Genomic DNA, 23,892 nt, shown 5'->3' on the forward strand with positions numbered 1-23,892 from the left:
AAGGAGCTGACCTTGGTGGTCAGCTCCTTTGCAATTAAAAATGTGACAGTTATAAATCTTTGAACAGATCCGGATAGTCGGTGATGATACCATCTACGCCTAAAGCTTTGAGGGCTTTGAGTTCTTCCAGGGTATTGGCTGTCCAGGGAATGATCTTGATGCCCTGTTCTTTGCACTCTTTTACGAGTTGTGCGGTGACGCCTTTATAGTAGGGGCTGTATGCGAAGGGTTTGAAGCCCAGTGCATCCAGATTACCTTTCAGGCCGAGGATATCGGGGCCTATGAGGTAGGATGTTTTGATCTTTGGATGTTTTTTATGCAGTACCTGTAAGGTGCGTTTGTCGAAGGATTGTATGACGGTTCTGTCGGTGATCTTTTTCTCTTTGAGTACGGCGACGAGTAGAGCTACGAATTCATCGGGAGCAGGTTGCAGTTCGCCATCGTGTCCTTCTTCGGATTTGGTTTCGATGTTGTACCAAACCGGGGGTAGGCCTTTTTGTTTGATGTACTGTTCTACGGAGTCGATAAGTTCTCCGAGGAGAGGTTTGTATGTTTTAATAAGTGTTTGTTTGGGGAACCCGGGATTTCCTTTGCTGCCTACGTCGAAACGTTTCACCTCTGCGTAGTCCATCTGGTAGATGACATACTTTTTCTGGTCTTCTTTGGTGAATGGTTTGCCGGAGGGGTCGAGGGAGAATATGCTGTTGATGTAGGCATCGTGCGATACTACGACCTTTTTATCGCGGGATATCACCACGTCCATTTCGAGGGTGGTAACGCCGAGGTCGACGGCTTTTTTCATGGCGGGGATGCTGTTTTCGGGCATCAGGCCGCGGCTACCCCTGTGTCCTTCTGTATCGAAGGCGGGGAATTTGTGTTGTGCTGTAGCGGTTTGCAGTGTACATACGGTAGCCAGCAGTGACATGATGGCGATACTTTTCTTAACCATATCTATCCGAGTTTTAAGCGATCATTTAAGGTATCCTCCTTCTTTCAGTATCTGGGCCCAGTGGAGGTATCCGGCCGGGTTGAGGTGGAGGCCATCGTATGTAAAGCGGGCATCCAGCTGTCCGGCGTTGTCGAGGAACCTGCTGTGCAGATCGATGAAAGTGAAATGTTCTTTAGCTGCCAGTTGTTTCAATCCGTTGTTGAGGAAGTGTATATTTTCCTGTTTGTGGAATTGATTTTTGGCTGGGAAGCTATCGTTTGTGGGCAATACGCTTTGGAAATAAATTTTTGTGGACGGGCTTTCTGTTTTGATGCGTTGTACGATCCGTTGATAGTTATGGAAGATGACGTCGTCGGGTATTTTGCGGCCCAGGTCGTTGATCCCGATGAGGATAAATACTTTTGCCGGTTTGCCTTCTGTGACTTCGCTGAGACGTTCGAGGACGCCGAAGGTGATATCTCCGGAGATGCCTCTGTTCTTAGCATTTGGTTCCTGCAGGAGTTCTGCCCAGTCGGTGCCGGCGGTGATGCTGTTACCGAGGAATATGATATCCTTTTTGCTGTTAGGATATGAGTTAAAGCGTTCTACCTGCATTTTAAAACTATTCGGACGTGCGGTGCTGTCATAACCGTTTGTCTGTCCATTGGCGGTTGTGGCCAGTAATAGTATGGCGCTGCAACCGGCGAGAAATTTAGTAAAGATCTTCATAAGCTATCTATTATCTTAATGTTATCAGGCGTCGAGTGCTATGGATTGGGTGTATACCTGTCCGAAGCGATCGGTTACTTTTACGGTTGCTTTTTTGGTGCCTGCCGGTACGTTGCCGAGGAAGAGGTGGCTGGTAGCGGTAGGTTCTACAAATTTATGTTTGGCTGGGATGTCTTTACCCTGGTAAAGTATAACGGCTTGCGGATCGAGGCCGGTATGTTGTTTCATTTCGCCGATGTTGGTATTGTCTGCGATCAGTTCTACTTTCCATTGCGGGTCCCAGTTCCATACGTTTGCCATGATGGCGTTGGCAGCTTTTCCATCGAGGGCGATGCTGTATATGCTGAGTTGGTAGTCGCGGGACTTTCCGGTGCTTTTGTAATACCATTTCAGGTCGTTGCCCTCTACTTCGTATATTCCATATCCATTAGGTGTACCATCGCTACATACGGGACCAGTCCACCAGGCGCCGCATACGGTGCCATGTACGTGTTCCATGATATTGCCGTTGACGATGTTTTCGTTGTAGTGGGTATGTCCGCTGAGGATGTGTGTGTTGAATGGCGCCAGCAGGGCGTACAGTTTTTCTCTGTTGGATACGGTACCTCCCGGTGCGGGGTTTTCCTTCTTGTTGCGGATGTGCATTTCGGTATAGGAAGGGATGTGGATATTGACGATGACGAGGGAACCTGGCTTTACCAGTGCCAGGTCTTTTTCGAGCCAGGCCATTTGTTTGTCGGTGATGAAGCCTTTATATTTTTTGTCTTCTCCTTCGTAGTATACGTCGTCTATGACGATGTAGTGAGCGTTGCCACGGTTGAAAGAGTAGTAGGTGGGGCCGTAGTGTGATTTGAAGGTACGATCGGACTGGCTGTCGTCGACGTTGTAGTCGATGTCGTGGTTGCCGATGACCTGGAAGAAGGGGATGCCGGCGATGGCTACTGCTTTGTTGTAATCTGGGAAGAGGCGAGGTTCGTCCCAAACGAGGTCGCCGCAGCCGACGCCATGGAAGAGGGCATCTTTGCCATAGCTTTCTATTACTGCTTTCAGATCGGGTGCGGAGACGTTGATGAGTTCGCGGGCATCTTCATCGTATTTGATCTGCGGGTCGGCCCAGAGTGCGAACTGGTGTTTTCTGTCGTCGCGGGAGAGGCGATCGAGTTTGAAGTCGATGGCTTGTTCATTTTTTTCCTGGTTGATGCGGCGGTAGAAGTCGGCGATGCCGTTGTGGTGTGGGAATGCGAAACCAGCGGGTACGGATATCCATACGAATTCGGCATCGGCATCGGTGGTGAGGGTGTATTTACCCTGGTTGTCTGTTTTAACGATATTCACGCCATCGGAGATGAGGGCACCTTTTACGGGTTTACCTGCGGCGGTGACGCGGCCATTTACTTTTACGGCTTTAGCGCGGATGTGCATTGCCCCTGCTACTTTGCGGAGGCCCGTCATGGCGCCGGCGACGAGCAGGGAGACGGTGCGTACAAATATTCGTCTGTTCATAGTATATCTACTTTGAAGAACGCAAAACGGTATCCTTGAAGATACCGTTTTGCGAGCTGGATTTTACTTAATTATTTTTCCCACCATACTTTGGTATTGATGTCATCACCACCCATGTTTGTTACTGCGCGTCTGTAGTTATCAGGGTTAGCAGTCTGAACGGTGAGTGGATATTTGAATCTAACCGGCATTTTCTTGTCGTTGAGCATGCCAGGGCCTACGGGTAGTACGGGTAGTTTGGTACGGCGGTATTCGAACCATTGCTGGTAGTCGTTGAAGAAGAGGGCGATATACTTTTGCAGCATGATACGTTCGAGGGTACCATCGTATGCTGCTTTCGGGTTTTGGAAGTAGTTGGCAGGTACGGTAGCGCCCCATTGTTCGATGGAGGCTTTTACTGCGTTTTCGTAGTAGGACTGTGCGCCACCGGCGATGAGGCCTTTTTGTGCCAGTTCTGCTTTGATGAATTCTACTTCGGAGTAGGTCATTACTACAGCTATCATGGTAGGAGCTACCCCCAGTGGTGCGAGCATGTTGGACGGGTTGAAAAAGAACTGTCCATCGCTGCCATCGTGGCCGGCGGGTATGCCTTTGAAGCCGATCTTTTTAGGCACTTTGGCGGTATCGGTGGCTTGTGACAGCCATTTATCCCTTCTGGGGTCGGCGAAGTCGTTGAGTGTATTCACGAAGAATTCGCCTGCGCATCGGAAGTTGACGAAGTCCTGTACGCGGCTCCAGGGGGAGATATTAGGTGTAATGCCGGTGATCTTATAGAGTGCGGCTTCGGCGTTGTTGGAGAAGACCGGGTATTTCACTGGGTCGGCGACCATTGCAGCCAGTTTTTCGTATGCTTTGGTTTCCGTTCTGTTGCTGATACGGAGGAGGAGTCTCATCTGGAGGGAGTTGGCGAATTTGCGCCATTTCTTCAGATCGTTGTCGTACAGCATTTCGCGGTTGTTGCTGAGGACATCTTTAGGAGCGGTAAGCCAGCTGTTGGCGGAGTCGAGGTTTTTCAGAAGTTCTTTATAGATATCTTCCTGTTTGTCGAACGCTGGTTTCAGCTGGTTTTGTTCTGCTTTGAGTGCTTCAGACATGGGTACATCGCCGAAGCAGTCGGTGAGCAGGGAGAAGCCCCAAGCTTTGAGGGTGAGTGCGATGGCGCGGTAGCTCAGGTTGTTATTGTCAGCGATGGCTGCTTCATCTACTTCGCGGATGTTATTGAGCCAGCGGTAGTAGGTGTTCCAGGTGGAGTTGCCGGCATTTTCGGTAACAACGTATCGGTGTGTACCACCGGATACGCTGGGCCATGGTAATCTCACCTGCATGATGTCCATGGTGAAGCCTTCGCTGCGGCTGGCGTTGAAGGTGGACATTTCGTAGAGGATAGGATTGAGTAAGGTAGCTGCACTTACTTTCTCTAGGTTATCGGGATCTGTGTTGATCTTTTCGAAGTCTTTGGTGCAGGCAGCCAGTGTGATACCAGCGAGGACGGCTACCATTATTTTCTTTATGTTCATCATAATCATTAGCATTTGAGTCGGTTAGAATTTAAGGGTGAGATTCAAACCAAAGGTTCTCATGGAAGGTAACTGGCCCATTTCTATGCCCGGGAGGATGGTGTTGCCGTTGAGGGCAGCGGTTTCGGGATCGAACATGGGATAGTTTGTGATCATTGCGAGATCGCGGCCATAGAGTGCTACGCTGGCGGAGTTGATGCGTGCGCGTGCGAGCAGCCGTTTAGGCAAGTTGTATTCGAGGCGTACTTCTCTCAGTTTGAGGAAGGAGGCATCGAATGCGTTGGCTTCTACATTGGCGCGACGATAGTAGTCGGCGTAGTAGTCTCCTACGGTTACTTTTTTCGTATTGGGCGAGTAGGAGCCATCTGCATTGAGGACTACGCCATCGCCGATGATGAATCCTTCTTCGCGGCCTGGTAATGTGCTTTTCAGTTTACCCTGTTCGCTCATTTTATGATGTGTCTGAGAGTATACGATCCCTCCTACCTGGCCATCGATGAGGAAGCTAAAGCGGAAGTTCTTATAGAAGAATTCGTTGCTGATACCACCTTTCCAGTCGGCATATGCGTTGCCGATATATTGTATCTCTGCTGGTTTTTCGGTGAGGCCATCTTTGTTGTATACGATCTTTCCTTCGGGGTTACGTACGAAGCCGTAGCCATAGATATCACCCATTCTGCCACCTACCTGAGCGATTACGCTGGCGGTACCGCCGGTACCGATGAGGAGTTGTTTATCGCCGCCGAAACGTTCTGCCAGTTCGAGTACTTTGCTGACGTTCCTGGCCCAGGTGATGGTGGTATTCCATTTGAAGTCGCCTTTAGCCAGTGGTTTGGCGTTGAGGACGATCTCTACGCCTCTGTTCTGGATGGTACCGGCGTTTACGATCGCTCTGGCGTAACCGGTGGAGGGTTCGAGGGCGATGGGGATGATCTGATTTTCTGTGTTGGTACGATATACGCTTACGTCCATACCGAGGCGGCCACCGAAGAGCTGGTATTCCAGACCTGCTTCGTAGCTGGTGGTAAGTTCGGGTTTGAAGTTGACGTTATATAAGGTATTATCAGTAGTAGCGGAAGAGGGGAACTCGTTGATGATGTAGTATTTTCTTTCGCGATACGGATCGGTATCGTTACCTACTTTAGCTACGGACAATCTGAGTTTAGCATAAGATATCACTTCGGGCAATTTGAATATCCTGTTGAGGATAAAGCTGGTGTTAGCTGAAGGATAGAAGAAGCTGGAGTTTGCCCTTGGCAATGTGCTGGACCAGTCGTTACGGGCGGTCAGGTCGAGGAATATTTTATTGTCGTAGGACAAGTTAGTAAATGCGTAGGCGCTGTTTACATTTTTGTTGGCGTGGTCTGGTGTAAAGATGATGTTATACTGGCCATTGGACAGTTTGTATACGCCGGGTGTTACGAGGCCGTTGATATATGCGCTGTTAGCGGTGTACCGGCTACGCAATGCGTTGGCTCCTATGGAAGCTGACAGTTTGAATTTGGCAGACAGGTCCTGGTGGTATGTCAGTAACGCGTCTGTGTTGATCTCGTAGCGATTGATGTTTTGTTCTTTATAGTAACCTGCAGCGAAGTTCGCTGTGTTATAAGGGCGGCGTTGCTGGCGGCTTTCGGCGGTGAGGTTGATACCGGAGCGTACCATGAAGTCGAAATGTTTGGACACTTCATAGTTGGCGGACAGGTTACCTACTACGTTATGACTGTTGAGTGAGTTGGTCATTTCGTAGGCGATGAGGTAAGGGTTGTCTATATATGAGCTGAACGGGTGTACCTGTTCGAGTTGTTCTCTACCTTTTTTCCAGATGGGTCTGTACCAATCGAGGTCGACGTTAGGGTTCTGGAATATCATGAAGTATGCGATAGACTGGTTGTTATAGCCGGTAGCCGGGAGGTTATCGCTTTTTTTGTTGGTATAGTTCACTTTGGCGTTGATGCGCAGTTTGTCAGACACTTTTTGGTTGGTGCTGAGGGCTACTGTGAGTCTTTCGAAGCCGGTATTGGGCATGATCCATTCGTTTTTGGAGTGGGTCACGGAGGCGCGGGTGCTACCTTTTTCGCCACCGCCTTCGAGGGCTACGCTATTGGTGAGGGTATGACCTGTTTTCCAGAAGCCTTTGATATTGTTGGTATAAGGCTGCCAGGGTTTGCGGGTGAGGGATTGGCCTTCTATTTCTGGATCGTACTGGAAGTATTGCTGGCCATTGAATTTAGGGCCGAAGGCGCTACTGGTGCTGCCGGTGTTGGCGCCATCATCGGAGCGGCCGAAGGAGTAGTATAAGTTAGCAGCCGGATCGAAGGTTTTACCAACGCCCTGACCGTATTCGTATTGATAAGCCGGCCATTTGAGTACATCGTTGACTGCGATGCTGGAGTTAACGGTAACGCCTAAGCCTTTGTTTTTGCGGGAGCCGGATTTGGTGGTGATGATGAGTGCACCGTTTGCGGCGCGGCTACCGTAGAGGGCGGTGGCACCGGCACCTTTGAGTACGGTGATGCTTTCGATATCGTCGGGGTTGATATCATTGATACCGTTACCGAAGTCGATGGGAACGTCTGCGCCGCTACCTGCCTGGTAGGCATTTCCTGCACCGGAGCTGGTGATATCGCTGGTCATGGGTACTCCATCGAGTACGATGAGGGCGTTGTTACCATTTGGAGACAGGGATTTATCGCCTCTGAGGGTGATGCGGGTGGAGCCGAGGGGGCCGGAGCCCGGTGAGGTGAGGGTAAGCCCTGCTACTTTACCGGAGAGTGCGGATACCCAGTTGTTGGCGCGTGCATCGGTCATGTCTTTGTCGCCGATGGTTTGAGTAGCGAAGCCCAGGGATTCCTGTTGTCTTTTGATACCTAATGCGGTAACTACAACGCCTTGTAGTTCTCTTACATCTTCTTTGAGGGAGACGTCGATATGTTTTTTGTCGCCCACGGTGATTTCCTGTTTGAGATAGCCTACGAAGCTGATGATAATGATATCGCCTTTCTCGGCATTGATTTTAAATTCTCCATCGCCGTTAGTGGAGGCGCCTTTGGAGGTGCCTTTGAGTTGTACGCTAACACCAGGGATGGTCTGGTTATTTTTAGCGTCGGTGACTTTACCGGTGATGGTGAGTACCTGTGCAAAACCGTTGGAGGCACACAGGAGGAGGAATGCAATCATACATAGTCCATGCAGTGATTGCTGCAACTTTTGGTGCGTAAATGTTCGCATTAGAAGGTCATTTTTGTTTTAGTATAGGTCGATATTGTCCCTTATCTGTTCCTGATTTTATGTGTATAAATTCCCCTGCCCGCCTCCGCTGTTGTTGACAGTGAAGCAGGAGTACAAACTTTTCATTCTTTTTTATTATGGGAATACAATGGTTAACGTGGAGGGTACAGGACGAGCAATCCCGTACGACATTGTTCCCAGGTCGATCTACTTATTCTCCAAGTTGTTATATAGCGTCGTTAAATACTAACGTTGGTTCATTGTTGGTGTAAAAGGTAGCCTTTTGCTAATGTATCGAAGGCTGTTACTTCCTGTTGTATCCAGTTGTTATCGTATCCCAGTTCGGCTGCCATTATACTGGCGACGAAGGGAGCGATGCGTTGTGCTTCTGTGGCGTCGAGGAAGAGTGCTCTTGTGCGACGAGCCAGGAAGTCTTCTACATGTCGCGCCATTTCTGCTTTTACGGCCCATATGATCTGGGCTTTGACGATACCAAGTGAGTGGCTGACTATTTCGTTTCCTTGTGGGGAATTGTCAGCCAGTTTGCGGATTTCCTGTGCATCGGTTCCGTAGAAGTACCAGGGATCGTTCCAGTCCATTCCTTCGACGGCGCCGTGAACGGGCATGTGATGTGTAACGGAAGGAGTCGGCTTCCACTGTTGCGACTGTTCGACTTTGTTCACTACATCTTCTGCCATTCGGCGGTATGTAGTCCACTTTCCTCCTATGATGGTGACGAGGCCGGAGGCTGCCACCATGATCTTATGACTACGTGATATTTCTTTTGTCTTGTGGCCTTCTTCTTTCGGAGCGGCTAGTGGTCTGAGGCCTGCCCATACGCTTTGAACATCGTTGCGGGTAGGTTGGCGGACCAGGTATTGTGCAGCGGTCTGGAGGATGAAGTTGATTTCTTTTTCCAGTGCATGCGGTTCGAGACTGATATAGCTGACCGGTGTATCGGTGGTACCCACGACTACTTTGTTGTGCCAAGGTACGGCGAACAATACGCGGCCGTCACTGGTTTGCGGTATCATGAGGGCATCGTGGCCGGGAAGGAATGCTTTGTCGAGGACGACGTGCACTCCCTGGCTGGCGGTGATGGACTTACGGGCACTGGGATCATCCATGCGGAGGATATCATCTACGAATACGCCGGTAGCGTTGATGACGGCCTTTGTCTGCAATTTCATTTCTACATTTCCCAGTGTGTCCATTACTGTTACACCGTTGATATGTCCGTTGGCATCTTTTTGCAAGCTGGTCACTTTCACATAATTGAGGGCGATGCCTCCTTTATCGTGAATGGTTTGAGCGAGGTTGATTGCCAGGCGGCTATCGTCGAACTGTCCATCATGATACAGGACACCTCCTGCGAGGCGATCTGTTTTCAGTGTGGCTAATCTATTCAGCGCTTCTTTTTTCGATATGTGTCTGGATCTGCCGAGGCTGAGCCTGCCGGCCATCCAATCGTATAGTTTCAGACCGATGGTATATTTCACATTTTCCCAGAGGCTGAAAGTGGGTATTACGAAAGACAGGTTGCGGACGAGGTGGGGAGCATTCCGGAGGAGTAGTCCCCGTTCTACACTAGCTTCTCTAACGAGGGAGACGTCACCCTGAGCGAGGTAGCGAACGCCACCATGTACCAGTTTGGTACTTTTGCTAGAGGTTGATTTAGCATAGTCCGTTTGTTCGAGTAATATAGTCCGGTATCCTCTTGTCACTGCTTCCAGTGCTGCACCGAGGCCGGTGGCCCCTCCTCCTATCACCACGATGTCCCAAGGCTGGTGATCGTGTTGCAATGTTGTAATGATGGTCTCTCTGTTCATACGATTGGTAATTACCTCATTACTATTAACAAGAAAGGGCCCATATTGATCGGGTGTACTTTCGAATACGTAGTAAAGGTATATTCATTTGAATACAATATACATCGGAATACGATACTTAACAAAATGTTAAAGCTCGATTAATGTAAAATTAACTTGCTATTGTGTTTAGTGGGCTGAGAGGAGGGATTTTAAGTGCAGTTTGGGTGGTTTTTGGGGGATTTGGAGGTGGATAAGGGAAAGTTTGGTGAGCGGCTGGCGGGGTGGGAAGAGCGATGTGGCGATGAGCGGAGGGCGATCGGGAAGCTGGCCGGAGGTGGACGGGAGATATAGGAATGATATATCTAAACTATGGAAGAGGTGGACGGGAGATATAGCAAATATAGCCGAGCATGATTCGAGGGGCAGGTCAGCATCATAGCCTTATGCGCATGATGCTAACCTGCAATTCATTGTTTATCAATTATATATCCCATTGCTGTACGCGAGCGATGGCGCGTTGCCAGCGTTGTTTGAGGGGGAGTACGCTTTCGGCGGGTAGTTCGGGTGAGAACACGCTATTTATCCGTTCGTTGCGGCGGATCTCGTTGAGATTGTTCCAGAAGCCGGTAGCCAGTCCTGCGAGGTAGGCGACGCCGAGTGCGCTGACGGGCATAACGGCTGGACGCTGTACGGGGGATTGGATGATATTGGTCTGGAGTTGCATGAACCAGTCGTATCCGGCGGAGGAGCCATCTACTTTGAGCATGCTGATGCGTTGACCGGTATCTTTCTGCATGGCCTGGAGGGCGTCGTCGATACCGAGGGCGACGCCTTCGAGGGCGGCGCGGGCGATATGTCCGGAGGAGGTGCCGCGGGTGATGCCGATGATCATACCTCTGGCGTAGGGGTCCCAGTAGGGGGCGCCTAGTCCGGAGAGGGCGGGTACGAACATGACGCCGCCGTTGTCTTCTTCTGTGCGGGCCAGGTCTTCTATTTCGGCGGTATGGTCGATGAGACCGAGGCCATCTCTTATCCAGCGGAATACGGAGCTACCACCGAATACGGAGCCTTCGAGGGCGTATATGACCTGGTTGTTGATCTTCCAGGCGACGGTGGTGAGCAGGTTATGAGCGGAGAGGATGGGTGCGGTACCGATGTTCATGAGTACGAAGCAGCCGCTGCCGTAGGTATTTTTAACGGTACCTGGTTCGAAGCACAGTTGTCCGAAGAGGGCGGCATGCTGGTCGCCGGCGACGCCGGCGATGGGTACGGGGGCGTCGAGGATGACGGGGGCGGTATGGGCGATGATCTCGCTGTTGCCACATACTTTGGGCAATAGCTGGACGGGTATTTTAAAGAGGCGTAATAGTTCTTCATCCCATTGCTGTGTGAATATGTTGAACAGCATGGTACGGGAGGCGTTGGTGATCTCGGTGAGGTGTTCTTTGCCACCCGTGAGTTTCCAGATGAGCCAGGCGTCGATGGTACCGAAGGCGAGTTGTCCTTGTTCGGCGGCGAGCCGGGCTCCGATAACGTTATCTAATATCCAGCGGATTTTGCTGGCGGAGAAGTAGGCATCGAGGATGAGGCCGGTTTTTCCTCTTACGAGTTCGGCGAATCCCTGGTAGCGGAGTTCGTCGCAGAGGCGGGAGCCACGGCGGTCTTGCCAGGCGATGGCATTGTAGATGGGTTTTCCGGATGATTTATCCCAGATGACAGTTGTTTCGCGTTGATTGGCGATGCCGATGCCGGCGATCTGGGCGGCTTTCAGGTTGGTGTCGGCGACCAGTTCTTCGATTACGGAGAGCATGGTGAACCATATTTCATCCGGGTCTACTTCTATCCAGCCGGGTTGCGGGTAATATTTTTCGTATTCTTTCTGGCACTGTTTGACGACTTCTCCCTGGCGATTGAACAGAACGGCTCCGGCTGTACTGGAGCCGAGGTCGAGGGAGAGAATGTATGACGGTTGCTGTAGCATCTGTTTCCTATTTACGGACGGTTCCCTATTATAATTTTTTCAGGTCTGCGATGGCCTGCATCAGCTCGCCGAGGTATTTATACATGGCTTCCAGGTATTCGTTACCCAGTTCGGTTAGTTGGTAATATTTGCGTGGTACGCCCTCTTCCATTTCAACCCATCTGGATTCCACCAGTTTTTCTTTTTTGAGCCGACTGAGGAGCGGATAGATGGTGCCCTCTGCTATATCCATGTCTGCCAGTTTTTTGATCTCGCTGATCAACTCATACCCATAGCGTTCTTTTTTTTGCAACAGCAGCAAGATGATATATTCGAAGAGGCCCTTCTTGATCTGCGATTGCCAGCGATTGATGAAATATGCACTTTGGCTATTATCCATAAAGAGTATAGGCTACAGGATGGTTTTATTCTTTATCCATAGCGGCTGGCGATAAATTTAAGCATAATGGAATAATTAAATGTTATTAAATGGCAAAGTATTTGGGGTTGCGAGGGCAGCCTCACTGTAACTAAGCTATGCGTACAACCACAATAAATACCCCTTTTTTCGGGCTGGTGTTCTTACTCAGCTTGTTTTGCCTGCATGCTGCAGGTCAGACGCCACCTGTTGACACTAAACCTTTAGACAGTATTGCGATGAGTAAAAACCTGAACCGGGCTGCGCGGGATACGAACCGTTTCCGAAAGTCGGATACGGTGGTGGCTATTATCCTGAACCGGATAGAGGGTTATACGGTGATGTTTAATAAGGTGATCAGTACGTTGAAGCGGGGATATGACAGTTCTTACATCGTTGATAATATGCCGTTGGTGGATACGTCGTTGCATGTGATCAAGCGGAATATTGCCACACTGGGGAGTACGCCTAATGTGCATGACCTGTATACCAACAAGGTGATGTTGGTGCAACTGGAGCGGAAGCTGGATCTATGGCAGGAGGAGGTGAACCGTTATTACAGTAAGCTGGTACAGATCAATGATACGATGGTGCAGATCACGCGGGATAGTACGATGCGTAGTATACCGGCGGATGACGAGTTATTTGATCAATACAAGGGGCAGATCATTACGCTGGTGAAAAAGTTCCGGCAAGCGGACAGTGCCAATAAGGTAAGTTTATTGCGGTTGGGTTTTCTGCAGAACAATATAGCGAACCGTTATATTGATGTTACGAACCTGCTGGAGGAGATGGATTTCCAGCTTTCCACTTTTGGCAACCGGATGTTCAACAAGGACTATACTTATTTGTGGCAGCGGGCGGAGAATGCGAAGAAGGCGCATATGTTCCTGCCGGTGCTTCGTAGTTCGATCGTCAAAAATCTGAAGGTGTTGATTATTTTTCTGGCGGTGCAGTGGCAGGTGATCCTGATCTGGATATTGGTAGGAGTGCTTTTTGCGTGGTGGATATTCAGTAATATTCATAAGATAAGGCAGCGGCATCCGGAGACGGAAGCGGAGTCGATTTTACAGCATTCGCGGTATGTGTATCGTTTTCCGCTGGCAAGTATGCTGATTGTGGTATTTACTTTGTCTTCCTTTATTTCCATACGGTATCCGCTTATGTACACAGAATTGAACTGGGGTGTGACGATTGCTGCGCTGACGTTGGTATTATACAGTTATCTACCTAGTAATTTTTTCCGCTGGTGGGTTGTGCTGACGGTGTTATTATTTCTGTATTGTGTTAACAACTTATTGATCGAGGCGACGTTTGTGGAGCACTGGGCATTATTTGCCGGCGCGATCTTTTGTATCGTGTTGGGTATCCGGTTGTTGAAAGCTACGAAACATACTACGCTGGCATTGCCGAGGTATAGCCGGGCGGTGATCTGGTTGTTTATTGTGATGAGTAGTATTTCGTTGCTGATGGTTTTGATAGCGCGGGTGACGGCAGCCAAAATTATTGGCGCGAGCAGTGTTATTAACATTGTGATGGCGGTAAACCTGATGGTGTTTATAGAGATATTGATGGAGGCGGTGTATCTGCAGGTGGAGGCGAATAAAAATTCGAGTACTTTCATTTCGTTTATCGACTATCAGCGGGTGAAGTCGAAGTTAAAGAATATGTTTACGATACTGGCAGCGATAGCCTGGTTGACCCTGATTGCGCGTAACCTGTATGTATTTGATGCGATATTTGATTCGTTGAGTGTTTTTCTGGGTAAGGAGCGTAAGATCGGCAATACGGCATTTTCGTACGGGAGTATATTAGTGTTCCTGGTGGTGATCTGGGTGGCTACGATCGTGACGCAATTGATCTCGTATTTTTTCGGTAATACGGGAGAGCCTTCGGGGACGTTCAAGAAGGGGAAGCTGGGATCTGCCATGTTGCTGGTGCGATTGGGTGTGCTTACTATTGGGGTATTGATCGCTTTTGCGGCATCGGGTATTCCGATGGACAAACTGGCGATTGTAATTGGTGCGTTGGGTGTGGGTATAGGCTTTGGGTTGCAGAATGTGGTGAACAACCTGGTATCTGGAATTATCCTTGCGTTTGAGAAGCCGATAGAGGTGGGTGATGTGATAGAGTTGGGGACCCGGTCGGGAGTTGTGAAGGAGATTGGTATCCGGTCGAGTAAGATATCGGCTTATGACGGTTCGGATGTGGTGGTACCTAATGGGGACCTGATATCGCAGCAGTTGATCAACTGGACGTTGAGTGGCCGTACGCGCAGGTTGGAGTTATTGATCGGTGTGGCTTATGGTGCTGATGTGCAGCAAGTGATCACGATAATGAAGGAATCTATTGTGGGCCGGGAGGGAGTGCTGACGTTGCCGGAGCCGGTGGTGTTCCTTTCCCAGTTCGGGGACAATGCCATTAACTTCCGGATATTCCTCTGGATCAGTGATCTTGGTCTGGCGGGATCGTTGCAAAGTGATATCCTGGCGGACATTTACCAGCAATTACAGGCGGCGGGTATACGTATTCCCAATCCCCAACGTGAACTGCATATACGTTCTATAGATCCCAAGTTATGGCAGCGATGGGAGGCCGATCTGCATCAGCAGCGGGAGGCGGCCCCGAAGGATAGCGGGAAAGGGCCTGATCATCCACCCTCACCGAGGGGAGATGTATCGGAGGGAGATGTGCCACCGGTAGTACCACCGGTACCGTCATCGTAAGCCGTTATTTTAACTTTTCCTGTTAGTTTGATAATATAGCCGCCATATACTTAAGCCTTACATTTGCATCATGAAAACCAGCTTATGCGTAGTTGTTTGTTATTGTTGTTCCTCTTATCAGCGATGGTCCATGTGAATGGGCAGGCGGTGACGGATACCACTCAGGCGTTTCGGGAGGCCAGGGAGCAGCACCGGCCCGTGTTGCTGGTATTTTCGGGATCGGACTGGTGTATTCCCTGTATACAATTGGAGAAGGCGGTATTGTCTGACAGTAGTTTTGTGCGGTATGCCCGTATGGAACTGGTGGTGATGAAAGCTGATTTTCCGCAGCGTAAGCGGGTAGCTGCGGAGTTGCGGGCACAGTATGAGGACCTGGCTTCGCGTTTTAATCCGGACGGTGCTTTCCCTTATGTTGTATTACTTACGGCGTCTCAGCAGTCGCTTGGCACGGTACCTTCTACTGTGCGCTCGCCCGCTGATTTTATATCTAGTATTCAGGCGCTGATCAAAAACCAGCCATATGCAACTTCAAAAGTACCAGCTCCGGCAGCGGCTCATGGGGTCGGACTTTGAGCTAACGGTGACGGATACTGACGAGCAGTCAGCACAGGCTCATCTGGCTGCCGGCGTGGCGGAGATACAACGTATAGAGCGGTTGCTGACTGTATTTGACCCGGCATCTGTTACCGCTGTCATTAACCAGTCGGCGGGGCGTATGGCGGTGGACGTACCGGCAGAAGTCTATGCGTTGATGCAGCGATGTATGCGGTTATCGGCGATGACACAAGGTGCTTTCGATATTTCTACCGGCGCGTTGAAGGCGTTATATAATTTTAAAGGCCGGGCATTTGCGTTACCCACTAAGGGCCAGCTGCAAGCAGCTCAACGGCAGACTGGTTATCAACATATAGACCTGACGAGAGCGGGGCAGGTGTTCTTACGGCAAAGCGGTATGCAGATTGGTTTTGGTGCGATCGGCAAGGGATATGCTGCTGACCGGGTGAAAGCGTTATTACTTCAGCGCGGTGTGCGGAGTGGCGTTATCAATGCAAGTGGTGATCTGACGGCGTGGGGGCAACAACCTTCGGGGGAGGCCTGGAAGGTGGGAATAGCAGACCCGGTGTCGGCAGAGCGGGTATTACTATGGTTACCTATCCAACAATCTTCTGTTGCTACTTCCGGTAATTACGAGCAATATTTTGAGGTGAACGGTGAGCGTTATTCACATAATATAGACCCAAGAACGGGGATGCCTGTACAGGGAATTAAGAGTGTAACGATTGTCAGTCCCAGTGCGGAGCTGTCGGATGCTTTAGCGACGGCGGTAACGGTGATGGGCGTATGTGCGGGGCTATATCTGACAGATCAGTTGCCTGATGTACATGCGATCGTGATAGATGAGGAAAACCGTATCCATACTTCCCGGCAAATACAATTACATACTCATGCTTAGACATGTATTACTACTGTTGTCCGTTGCATTACTGCTATGCAGTTGTGCGACGGTTCGGCCTTACCAGCGGGTATATCTCAATGATGAGCAGATGAAACCAGGTAAGGCTATGATCGAAAAATTTGACGACAACGTGCATACTTACCGGGAGGGCGCCAGTGGTGGTGGCACTGGTAAGGCCAGCGGTGGTTGTGGCTGTAATTAACCTGTACTGTAGGAACGATCATGAAAAAAAGATACCTGTTATTCGGATTACTGGCTACTTCTCTTTATGCCCGGGCACAGGCGCCGGTGGATAAGCCTTACAAAAAACAGCGGGTATCCAAGACGGATATCCAGGTGCTTTTCTCTTATTATACGCAGGACGGTGATCATTCTGCTGTGACGGGCGGTATAGGTACGGAGGCGTTGCAGGTGTATGCACCGGAGATCAACCTGAATTACCAGCGGGATACGTTGCAGACTTACCAGTTGAATGCCGGAGTAGATGTTATTACTTCTGCATCTACGGACCGGATCGATGCGGTATTGTCATCGGCTTCGCGGGTGGATGCCCGTATACATATGAATGGTGGTTACAGCCGGCGGCTGAAGGGTACGCGTACGCGGTTGGGAATACAGTCGGGGTTCTCTATTGAGTCTGATTATTTCTCGATACCGGTGGGTGTTCATTTTACGCATACGGCGGCATCGGGGATGCGGGAGGTGGGTGCGAGTTTGCTCTGTTATTTTGATGATCTGCGTTGGGGGCGGCTGGACCCGGATTATTACCGTCCGGAGAAGCTGGTGTATCCGGCGGAGCTGCGTAATACGGAATGGTTTAGCGAGTACCGGCGTACTTCTGTGAACCTGAACACTTCTTTTTACCAGGTGATCAATGCGCGAATGCAGCTGGCGTTGTTCCCGGAGGTGGTGTACCAGCGCGGTTTGTTGTCTACACCTTTTCACCGGGTTTATTTTAAGGATGCGCCGTTGCGGGTGGAGAAATTGCCCGGGGAGCGGTGGAAGTTTCCGATAGGTGTCCAGCTGAATTCATTTACGGGGAGCCGGGTGGTACTTCGCTCCTATTACCGGTTTTATGCGGATAATTTTGGTATTACGGGGCATACCTTTCAGCTGGAGGCGCCTATCAAGGTGACACCTATGTTGACGTTGTCGCCATTGATACGGTTCCATACGCAGACGGGGTCCAGTTATTTTCAGCCTTATGGCCAGCATGACAGCCAGGCGGCTTATTATACTTCTGATTATGATCTATCGCGGTTGCAGACTTATAAGGGCGGGTTAGATATCCGGTTTGCGCCGCAGCAGCGTTTCCTGCGTCGTTACACTTTTAAGGCGGTGACGTTACGATATGCGTATTACCAGCGATCGGACCAGTTGAAGGCGCATATGTTGTCGTTGTTACTGGAAGCCTGGAGATAAAAAAGAGGGAGGTATCTCTATCTACCCCCCTCCTACTGGTTTGACATCAACTACACTTTTACCAAACTATTGTTGCTACTGCGTTGCCTTCGAGCGAGCAGATAAATTGCTGATCAGTTGTCTGTACGGTAATGGCTTTTCTGTCGGTGCTACCGTTGAGTACTACGAGCACTTTGGAGCCATCGGTATTTTTGAATGCTACGCTTTCTACGTCTTGCAGGCCGGTGGCGGTGCTGCTGACCCTGAATGCGCCCGGGCGGATGAACCGGGACATGTGTCCCAGCGTGTAGTATTCTACGTTACGAACGATATTGCCGGAGGCCTGGATGGTGACTACGCCCCGGCAGTTGTTACAGCCTCTGTTGGTGGGGCCGCTGTTTTCATCCAGGGCGAGGTTCCATAGGAGTGCGTTGCGGGACCAGTTGCGGGTGGTACCGATAAATATGTTCCGCATGTTCCACTTCATGTTATCGGAGAAGTTGGTAGCCCAGGCTCCGCCGGATATTTCGGTGAAGTAGAGGTCTTTATCGGGATGTGCGTTGTGGACCTGTGACATGGCGGATACGTTGCCACCGTAGGCATGGAATGCGGATCCGGCGACGAATGATTTGGCCTGTGGGTCGTTGAGGATGGTGAGTGGATAGTCCGGGCGATCCCAGTTGTGGTCGTACAGGAGGAGTTTTGTGGTAACGCCTTGCTGTCTGAAGAGGGGGCCCAGGTGATTTTTGATGAAGTCCAGCTGTTCGGCAGGTTCCATTCTCATGGACGGGTATGTTGCTTCGTGCAGTGGTTCATTTTGTACGCTCATGGTTTCGATGGAGATCCCTTCTGCTTTAATCGCCTGGAGGTATTTAAGCAGGTAATTGGCGTAGGTGGGATACCATTCGGGTTTGAGTTTGCCTCTTCCCAGTAGTCCATTTGTTTTCATCCAGGCGGGGGCGCTCCAGGGTGTTGCCATTATTTTAATGGCAGGAGCGATGGCGAGGATGGCTTTGAATACGGGTATGACATCGTCTTTTTCCTTGTTGATAGAAAATTTTTGCAGTTGGGGGTCTGTCTGACCTGAGGGGAGGTCGTTGTAGGTATAATCAGACAAGGAGAAATCGGATGCGCCGATGGTGGTACGGAGGTAGCTGATACCGATACCGGTGTTGGGATCGAAGAGGTCGCGGAGTAGTTGATCGCGTTGTGCGGGGTTTAACTTTTTATTGATGAGATAGGCGGAAGAGCCGGTGAGGGCGGCGCCGAAACCATCTATTTCCTGCAGGGACTGGGAGAAGTCGACGGTGATGGCGGCGGGGTTGTTGGCGGTGGGTTTGGTGATGTCGATGTCTGAGCCTTTGTTGAGCAGCCGTTGCTGGTCGCCGGTGGTGACCCATATGCTGGCTTTTCCGGTGGTGTTGTTGGCGGGGTTTGGGGTGGGTGAGGTGTCTTTGTCTGCGGAGGACCTGCTACAAGCAAGGCTGATGGCGCAGAGGCCGACAGCAAAGAGGCCGGTGATGTGTCTTGTCATAGTCGTGGATTTAGAAGGATGAGCAAAAGGGTCTGTTGTGAGGTGGTGTACCTTATAACAGACCCTTTTATTACACAGGGACTATTAGTATCCCGGGTTCTGGGTAAGGTTTGCGTTCTTATCTTTTTCGCCCTGCGGGATGGGCCATTTCAATTTGTTTTCGTTGAGCTGGTATCCGAGGCTGTTACCATTTCCATCTTTTACGGCCTGCATAACGGTGATGGCTCTATTAGTGCGGAGCAGGTCGTACCAGCGTTGGCCTTCGAAAGCCAGTTCGAGGCGGCGTTCTTTTTCTATTGCCAGTCTCATGGACGCCTGATCGGCGGCGGTGGTACCGTTGAGGTTTACGCGGTTGCGTACTCTGTTGACGAGGGTGCGGGCGCCTTCGAGGTCGCTCAGTTCGTTGAGTGCTTCTGCGCGGAGCAGGAGTACATCTGACAGGCGGTAGATGATGATATTTTGTGTACCATCTGTTTTACGCATTTTGGTAAAGAACGGGAAGTTGCTTACCGGCAGGTATCTATCGCTCCATTTGCCGGTTACGTTTTCGAAGCGGATGGTGGATGCTTTACGTACGGCATCTCCTGCGTCGTCGTAGGCTTTGATCATATCGTTGGACGGGTTGCAGAATTTCTTCCAGTCGTTACCATTGAACATGTTGGTACCCCAGTTGCCACCTGTTTCCCAGCTATCGAAGTTGAGTTCGAAGATGGATTCGGCGGAGTTTTCGTGCGCGCCATCCCAGAGTTGTTCGTATACAGGGAGGAGGCTATAACCGAGGGCGATGACCTTATCGGTATTTTCTTTAACCTTGTTCCAATTGGCAGGTTGTTGTGTCGCATATACTTTAGACAGGAGTGTGTAGATAGCGCCCTGAGTTACGAAACCTTTGTTAGTTGCTGTAGTTGGAGCGTCGGGGCCTGCTTCTTCCAGGTCTTTGATGATCTGTGCGTAGATATCGGCTATTGGTTTGCGGGACGGATATAGCAGTGGATATATCTGTGCCAGGTTGTCGGAGGTGATGGTCGGCAGTTCTTCTATTACCAGGGGTACATCACCGAAGAGGCGTACGAGATCGAAGTAGGCGCGTGCGCGGATGAATTTGGCTTCGGCTACGATCTGGTTTTTGCGTGCCTGTGAGAGATTAGGGTCTGTCACTTTGGGAACGTTGATGATGACCGCGTTAGCGCTGCTGATGTGTGCGTAGAGGTATCTCCAGTCGCGGCCTACCCATACGTTGGTAGATTGTATTTTGAATTCATCTATCTGGAAGCCATCTGCGTTGTCGGCACCGGCGTAGGCATTATCTGACTGGGCGTCGCCGACATTAAAATAATCCAGCACGTAGTATTCGGCGGCGCCATTTTTGAAGTAGGCGTAGCAAGCGGCTACTGCGGCTTCTGCGGTAGCGCGATCTTTAATGAATGATCCGGCTGTACCCTGACCGCCATCGCCAACGGTTGTTTGCGATATAGGCTTCAGATCCAGTTTGTCCGCACAGGAGGGCAACAAGCCGGAGGCAGTTGCAGCGGAGACTAATATAAAAAGCAGTTTTTTCATATTGCACATGTAAAAGGTGATCAGAATGACATATTAACACCGAAGATGAAAGCTCTGGCGGTAGGGTAAGTACCGTAGTCTATACCCAGGGCAGGGCCGTTGTTCTTATCCGCTGCATAGGCGTTGATCTCGGGATCGAAGCCTTTGTATTTGGTGATGGTGAACAGGTTTTGTGCGGTAACGTATACAGAGAGGCGGTTCAGTTTGATCTTTTCTGCCAGTGACTTTGGCAGGCTGTAACCGATGGTAGCGCTTTTCAGACGAAGGAAGGAACCATTTTCCACGAAGCGGGAAGATACCCTGGAGTTGTTGATATCGCCGTTGCTGGCGCGGGGGATATCTGTGTTTTGGCCGGGGGTAGTCCAGCGACGCAATACTTCTGTAGATTGGTTTTTACTATCGTACATGCCTTCTGTCTCTATGCGGGATGCGTTGAAGATATCATTACCCTGAGAGCCCTGGATGAGGAAAGCGAATGACCAGTCTTTATAGCGCAGGTCACTGTTCAGGCCATAGGTAAACTTAGGCTGTGCGTTGCCGATGATAGTACGGTCTTCGGGAGTGAGGGCGCCATCGCCATTTACATCTTTATATTTAATGTTACCTGTTTGCGGATCTACGCCTTCAGAGATATATCCGAAGAAGGTACCCAGGGGTACTCCTTCCTGTAGGAGGATTACTTCGTCGCGGCCTTCTATACCGGCGAAGCGGTATATTTTATTCAGGTCGAGGCGGGTGATCTTGTTACGGTTGAAGGTCATATTGAAGTCTGTTTTCCAGGTGAAGTCCTTTTTGTCGATGTTGATGCTGGAGATCACGAATTCGAGGCCTTTATTCTGCAGAGCACCGGAGTTACGGGGGATGGATGTGTAAGGAGCGGTGTTAGGTAAGGGTACATTCAATATGAGATCGTTTGTCTTTTTGATATATGCGTCTGCGGTGAATGTGAGTCTGGAATTGAACAGGCTCAGGTCGATACCGATGTTGGTTTGGGTGGTTGTTTCCCATTTGAGATCGGGGTTAGGACCGATGGTTGGCGGTACGATTGCAGGACCGGAGAGCGGGCTGGTAGGTGTACGGCGGTTAAAGGTGTTAAGGCCGTAGGAGGCGTACGGGTCCAGTCCTTCCTGGTTACCATTCTGGCCCCAGCTGGCGCGGATCTTCAGGTCTGAGATGGCTTTGATATCTTTCATGAACGGTTCTCCGGAGATACGCCAGCCAGCAGATACGGACGGGAATGCGCCCCATTTATGTCTTTTATCCAGTTTGGAGGAACCATCGTAACGTAAGTTGGCTGTGAGGAGATATTTGCTATCGTAGTTATACATTACGCGGCCGATGTAGGACATCAGGAACCACTCTGATTCGAAGGTGGATGCTGTTACCTGGTTGGCGGCGTTGAGTGTTTTTACGGTTGGGTCAGCAGGGAAGTCGCGGCCGTTGATATCGGATACGTTGTATTTATTCTGCTGTGTTGTGATACCCCCCAGTGCGGACAGGCTGTGTTTTTTCCAGCTCTTGTCGTAGTTCAGGGTATTCTCCCAGAGGGTGGTCAGGCTGTTAAACTTCTGCGAGGTGGCTGTACCGTGATCCAGGCGACCGGGCGTGGTCATGATATAATCGAGGTAGTAGTCGTATTTATGGTTGAAGTAGTCGGCGCCGAAGTTACTGCGGAATTTCAGTCCTTTGGTGAGGAATACGTCGGCAGCCACGTTACCCAGGATGCGGTTGTCGATAGTGCCCTGTGTGGGGCCTTCGATAGCGCCGAGGGGGTTATCCCAGCCTGATTTGTATGGGTTCTGGGTAAATTGTTTGTTACCGTTGGCGTCGTACATGTATTTACCGATGGTAGGCGGCGCGTTGAGGGCACCTAATACTACGGCGTTGCGGCCGGCGCTGGCATTATCCTTTACATCTTTCAACTGTACGTTGGAGTAGCTCAGGTTAGTAGAGACTTTTAACCAGGAACGGAGTTGGTTGTCGGTGTTAGAACGGAAGGAATAGCGGTTATAGCCGGCGGGGCGTACGATACCTTTGTCCTGGGTGATACCACCGGAGATGAAGTACTGTGATTTGTCGGTACCACCGGAGAATGACAGTTGGTAGTTCTGGTTGATACTGGTGCGGAATACTTCTTTATTCCAGTCGGTGGTTTCTTTTGTTGCTACCAGTGGGATGCCCATTTCTGTGATGAGGGCATTGTATTGGTCGGCATTCAGTACGTTGATTTTTTTCGCCAGGTTGGACACGCCATAATAAGCGCTGAAATTGATCTGGGAAGTGTTGGCGCGGCCTCTTTTTGTGGTGATGATCACGACACCGTTGGCAGCGCGGGCACCGTAGATGGCGGCTGAGGAAGCATCTTTCAGTACCTGGATAGATTCGATATCGTTGGAGTTGAGGTCACGGGCATCGCCGGTGGGTACTCCATCAATTACGTAGAGGGGATCGTTGCCGGCTAGTACGGAGGTGGCGCCACGTACGCGAACGGAGAATCCGGAGCCTGGTTTACCGGAAGGTTGTGATACCTGAACGCCGGCGGCTTTACCCTGGAGGGCACCTGCTGCGATCACAATGGGACGTTCGGAGATGTCTTTTGTGCTGATGGCGGCTACGGCGGTGGTCAGGTCTTTCTTTTTCTGGGTACCATACCCTACGACTACCACTTCGTCGAGGTCGGTGTTACCATCTTCGAGGGTGACATTGACTTGGGTGCGGCCGCCGACGGCGATTTCCTGTGTTTTGTAGCCTATAAAGGAGAATTCGAGGACAGCAGTGGACGCTGCCTGAATAGCATAGGTACCATCTGGTTTGGTGGTACCACCTTTGGAAGTACCTTTTACCCTGATGGTAGCTCCGGGGATCGGATTACCCTGGCGGTCCCGGACAAGTCCCTGGATATTAAGATCCTGGGCCAGTACTACTGAGCAAACGAGGAGTAGCATGGCTGTGAAAAAAGCGAGCCTTTTCTTCATAACATGATCATAAATGGTTAGCGGATAAATGCTGTTTTTTGAATGTTAGCTATTTGTTTTTTGAAATTGGCGTGTTGTGCGACTTAACGTGATTTATGTGCGGTTTACAGATATTGGTTACGATGATCTCGTGGTTTTGTGGTAAA

Annotated in this window: 16 protein-coding genes; 5 read left to right on the top strand and 11 right to left on the bottom strand. The window is 50.3% G+C overall.

From position 1 onward, the window contains the following. Positions 1-49: 49 nt before the first annotated feature. From KTO58_RS18830 to KTO58_RS18865, 8 genes are all read right to left on the bottom strand, one after another. Entirely contained in the window at positions 50-949 is a 900-nt protein-coding gene (locus KTO58_RS18830; RefSeq protein ID WP_095837898.1) for a glycerophosphodiester phosphodiesterase family protein, read from the bottom strand. A gap of 21 nt (positions 950-970) precedes the next feature. Continuing rightward, on the bottom strand, positions 971-1,657 hold the full coding sequence (locus tag KTO58_RS18835; protein WP_095837897.1) for a GDSL-type esterase/lipase family protein: 687 nt from the start codon (positions 1,655-1,657) through the stop codon (positions 971-973). 24 nt (positions 1,658-1,681) lie between these two features. Continuing rightward, positions 1,682-3,160 carry a calcineurin-like phosphoesterase C-terminal domain-containing protein gene (locus KTO58_RS18840; protein ID WP_095837896.1) on the bottom strand — a complete coding sequence of 493 codons (1,479 nt, stop codon included), beginning with the start codon at positions 3,158-3,160 and terminating at the stop codon, positions 1,682-1,684. Between the two features lie 71 nt (positions 3,161-3,231). Continuing rightward, positions 3,232-4,680, bottom strand: coding sequence for a SusD/RagB family nutrient-binding outer membrane lipoprotein (locus KTO58_RS18845; RefSeq protein WP_198315192.1), 1,449 nt, complete (start codon positions 4,678-4,680; stop codon positions 3,232-3,234). Between the two features lie 21 nt (positions 4,681-4,701). Beyond that, a complete protein-coding gene (locus KTO58_RS18850; RefSeq protein WP_198315191.1) occupies positions 4,702-7,905 on the bottom strand; it encodes a SusC/RagA family TonB-linked outer membrane protein in 3,204 nt (1,067 codons plus the stop codon). 257 nt (positions 7,906-8,162) lie between these two features. After that, the gene (locus KTO58_RS18855; protein WP_095837893.1) at positions 8,163-9,734 is read right to left on the bottom strand and encodes a glycerol-3-phosphate dehydrogenase/oxidase; all 1,572 of its coding nucleotides are present in this window, start codon (positions 9,732-9,734) and stop codon (positions 8,163-8,165) included. Between the two features lie 463 nt (positions 9,735-10,197). Beyond that, on the bottom strand, positions 10,198-11,697 hold the full coding sequence (gene glpK / locus KTO58_RS18860; protein WP_095837892.1) for a glycerol kinase GlpK: 1,500 nt from the start codon (positions 11,695-11,697) through the stop codon (positions 10,198-10,200). A 28-nt stretch (positions 11,698-11,725) separates the two neighbouring features. Further along, positions 11,726-12,076, bottom strand: a complete 351-nt coding sequence (locus KTO58_RS18865) for a PadR family transcriptional regulator (RefSeq protein ID WP_095837891.1) — start codon at positions 12,074-12,076, stop codon at positions 11,726-11,728. 137 nt (positions 12,077-12,213) lie between these two features. On the opposite strand from KTO58_RS18865, the gene KTO58_RS18870 reads away from it, so the two are divergent. The 5 genes from KTO58_RS18870 (at position 12,214) to KTO58_RS18890 (ending at position 17,698) form a co-directional block, all read left to right on the top strand. Then, the gene (locus tag KTO58_RS18870; protein WP_095837890.1) at positions 12,214-14,820 is read left to right on the top strand and encodes a mechanosensitive ion channel family protein; all 2,607 of its coding nucleotides are present in this window, start codon (positions 12,214-12,216) and stop codon (positions 14,818-14,820) included. A gap of 84 nt (positions 14,821-14,904) precedes the next feature. Beyond that, complete coding sequence (locus tag KTO58_RS18875; RefSeq protein WP_095837889.1) at positions 14,905-15,393, top strand: thioredoxin family protein; 489 nt, start codon at positions 14,905-14,907, stop codon at positions 15,391-15,393. After that, positions 15,341-16,273 (top strand): FAD:protein FMN transferase, encoded by a 933-nt coding sequence (locus KTO58_RS18880; RefSeq protein WP_095837888.1) that lies wholly within the window; start codon positions 15,341-15,343, stop codon positions 16,271-16,273. Before KTO58_RS18875 ends, KTO58_RS18880 begins: the two co-directional genes overlap by 53 nt. After that, positions 16,266-16,478 carry a DUF4266 domain-containing protein gene (locus tag KTO58_RS18885; protein WP_095837887.1) on the top strand — a complete coding sequence of 71 codons (213 nt, stop codon included), beginning with the start codon at positions 16,266-16,268 and terminating at the stop codon, positions 16,476-16,478. The genes KTO58_RS18880 and KTO58_RS18885 overlap by 8 nt, the downstream gene beginning before the upstream one ends. Before the next feature lie 20 nt (positions 16,479-16,498). Beyond that, complete coding sequence (locus KTO58_RS18890; protein ID WP_095837886.1) at positions 16,499-17,698, top strand: DUF3570 domain-containing protein; 1,200 nt, start codon at positions 16,499-16,501, stop codon at positions 17,696-17,698. Between the two features lie 58 nt (positions 17,699-17,756). Here KTO58_RS18890 and KTO58_RS18895 read toward each other — a convergent pair whose 3' ends face one another. From KTO58_RS18895 to KTO58_RS18905, 3 genes are all read right to left on the bottom strand, one after another. After that, on the bottom strand, positions 17,757-19,211 hold the full coding sequence (locus KTO58_RS18895; protein WP_095837885.1) for a glycoside hydrolase family 30 protein: 1,455 nt from the start codon (positions 19,209-19,211) through the stop codon (positions 17,757-17,759). Positions 19,212-19,295: 84 nt separating this feature from the next. Further along, positions 19,296-20,771 carry a RagB/SusD family nutrient uptake outer membrane protein gene (locus KTO58_RS18900; protein ID WP_095837884.1) on the bottom strand — a complete coding sequence of 492 codons (1,476 nt, stop codon included), beginning with the start codon at positions 20,769-20,771 and terminating at the stop codon, positions 19,296-19,298. A gap of 20 nt (positions 20,772-20,791) precedes the next feature. Beyond that, positions 20,792-23,746 carry a SusC/RagA family TonB-linked outer membrane protein gene (locus tag KTO58_RS18905; protein WP_225859825.1) on the bottom strand — a complete coding sequence of 985 codons (2,955 nt, stop codon included), beginning with the start codon at positions 23,744-23,746 and terminating at the stop codon, positions 20,792-20,794. Positions 23,747-23,892: the final 146 nt, after the last annotated feature.

It is taken from the genome of Chitinophaga pendula (assembly GCF_020386615.1).
GTDB classification, from domain to species: Bacteria; Bacteroidota; Bacteroidia; order Chitinophagales; family Chitinophagaceae; genus Chitinophaga; species Chitinophaga pendula.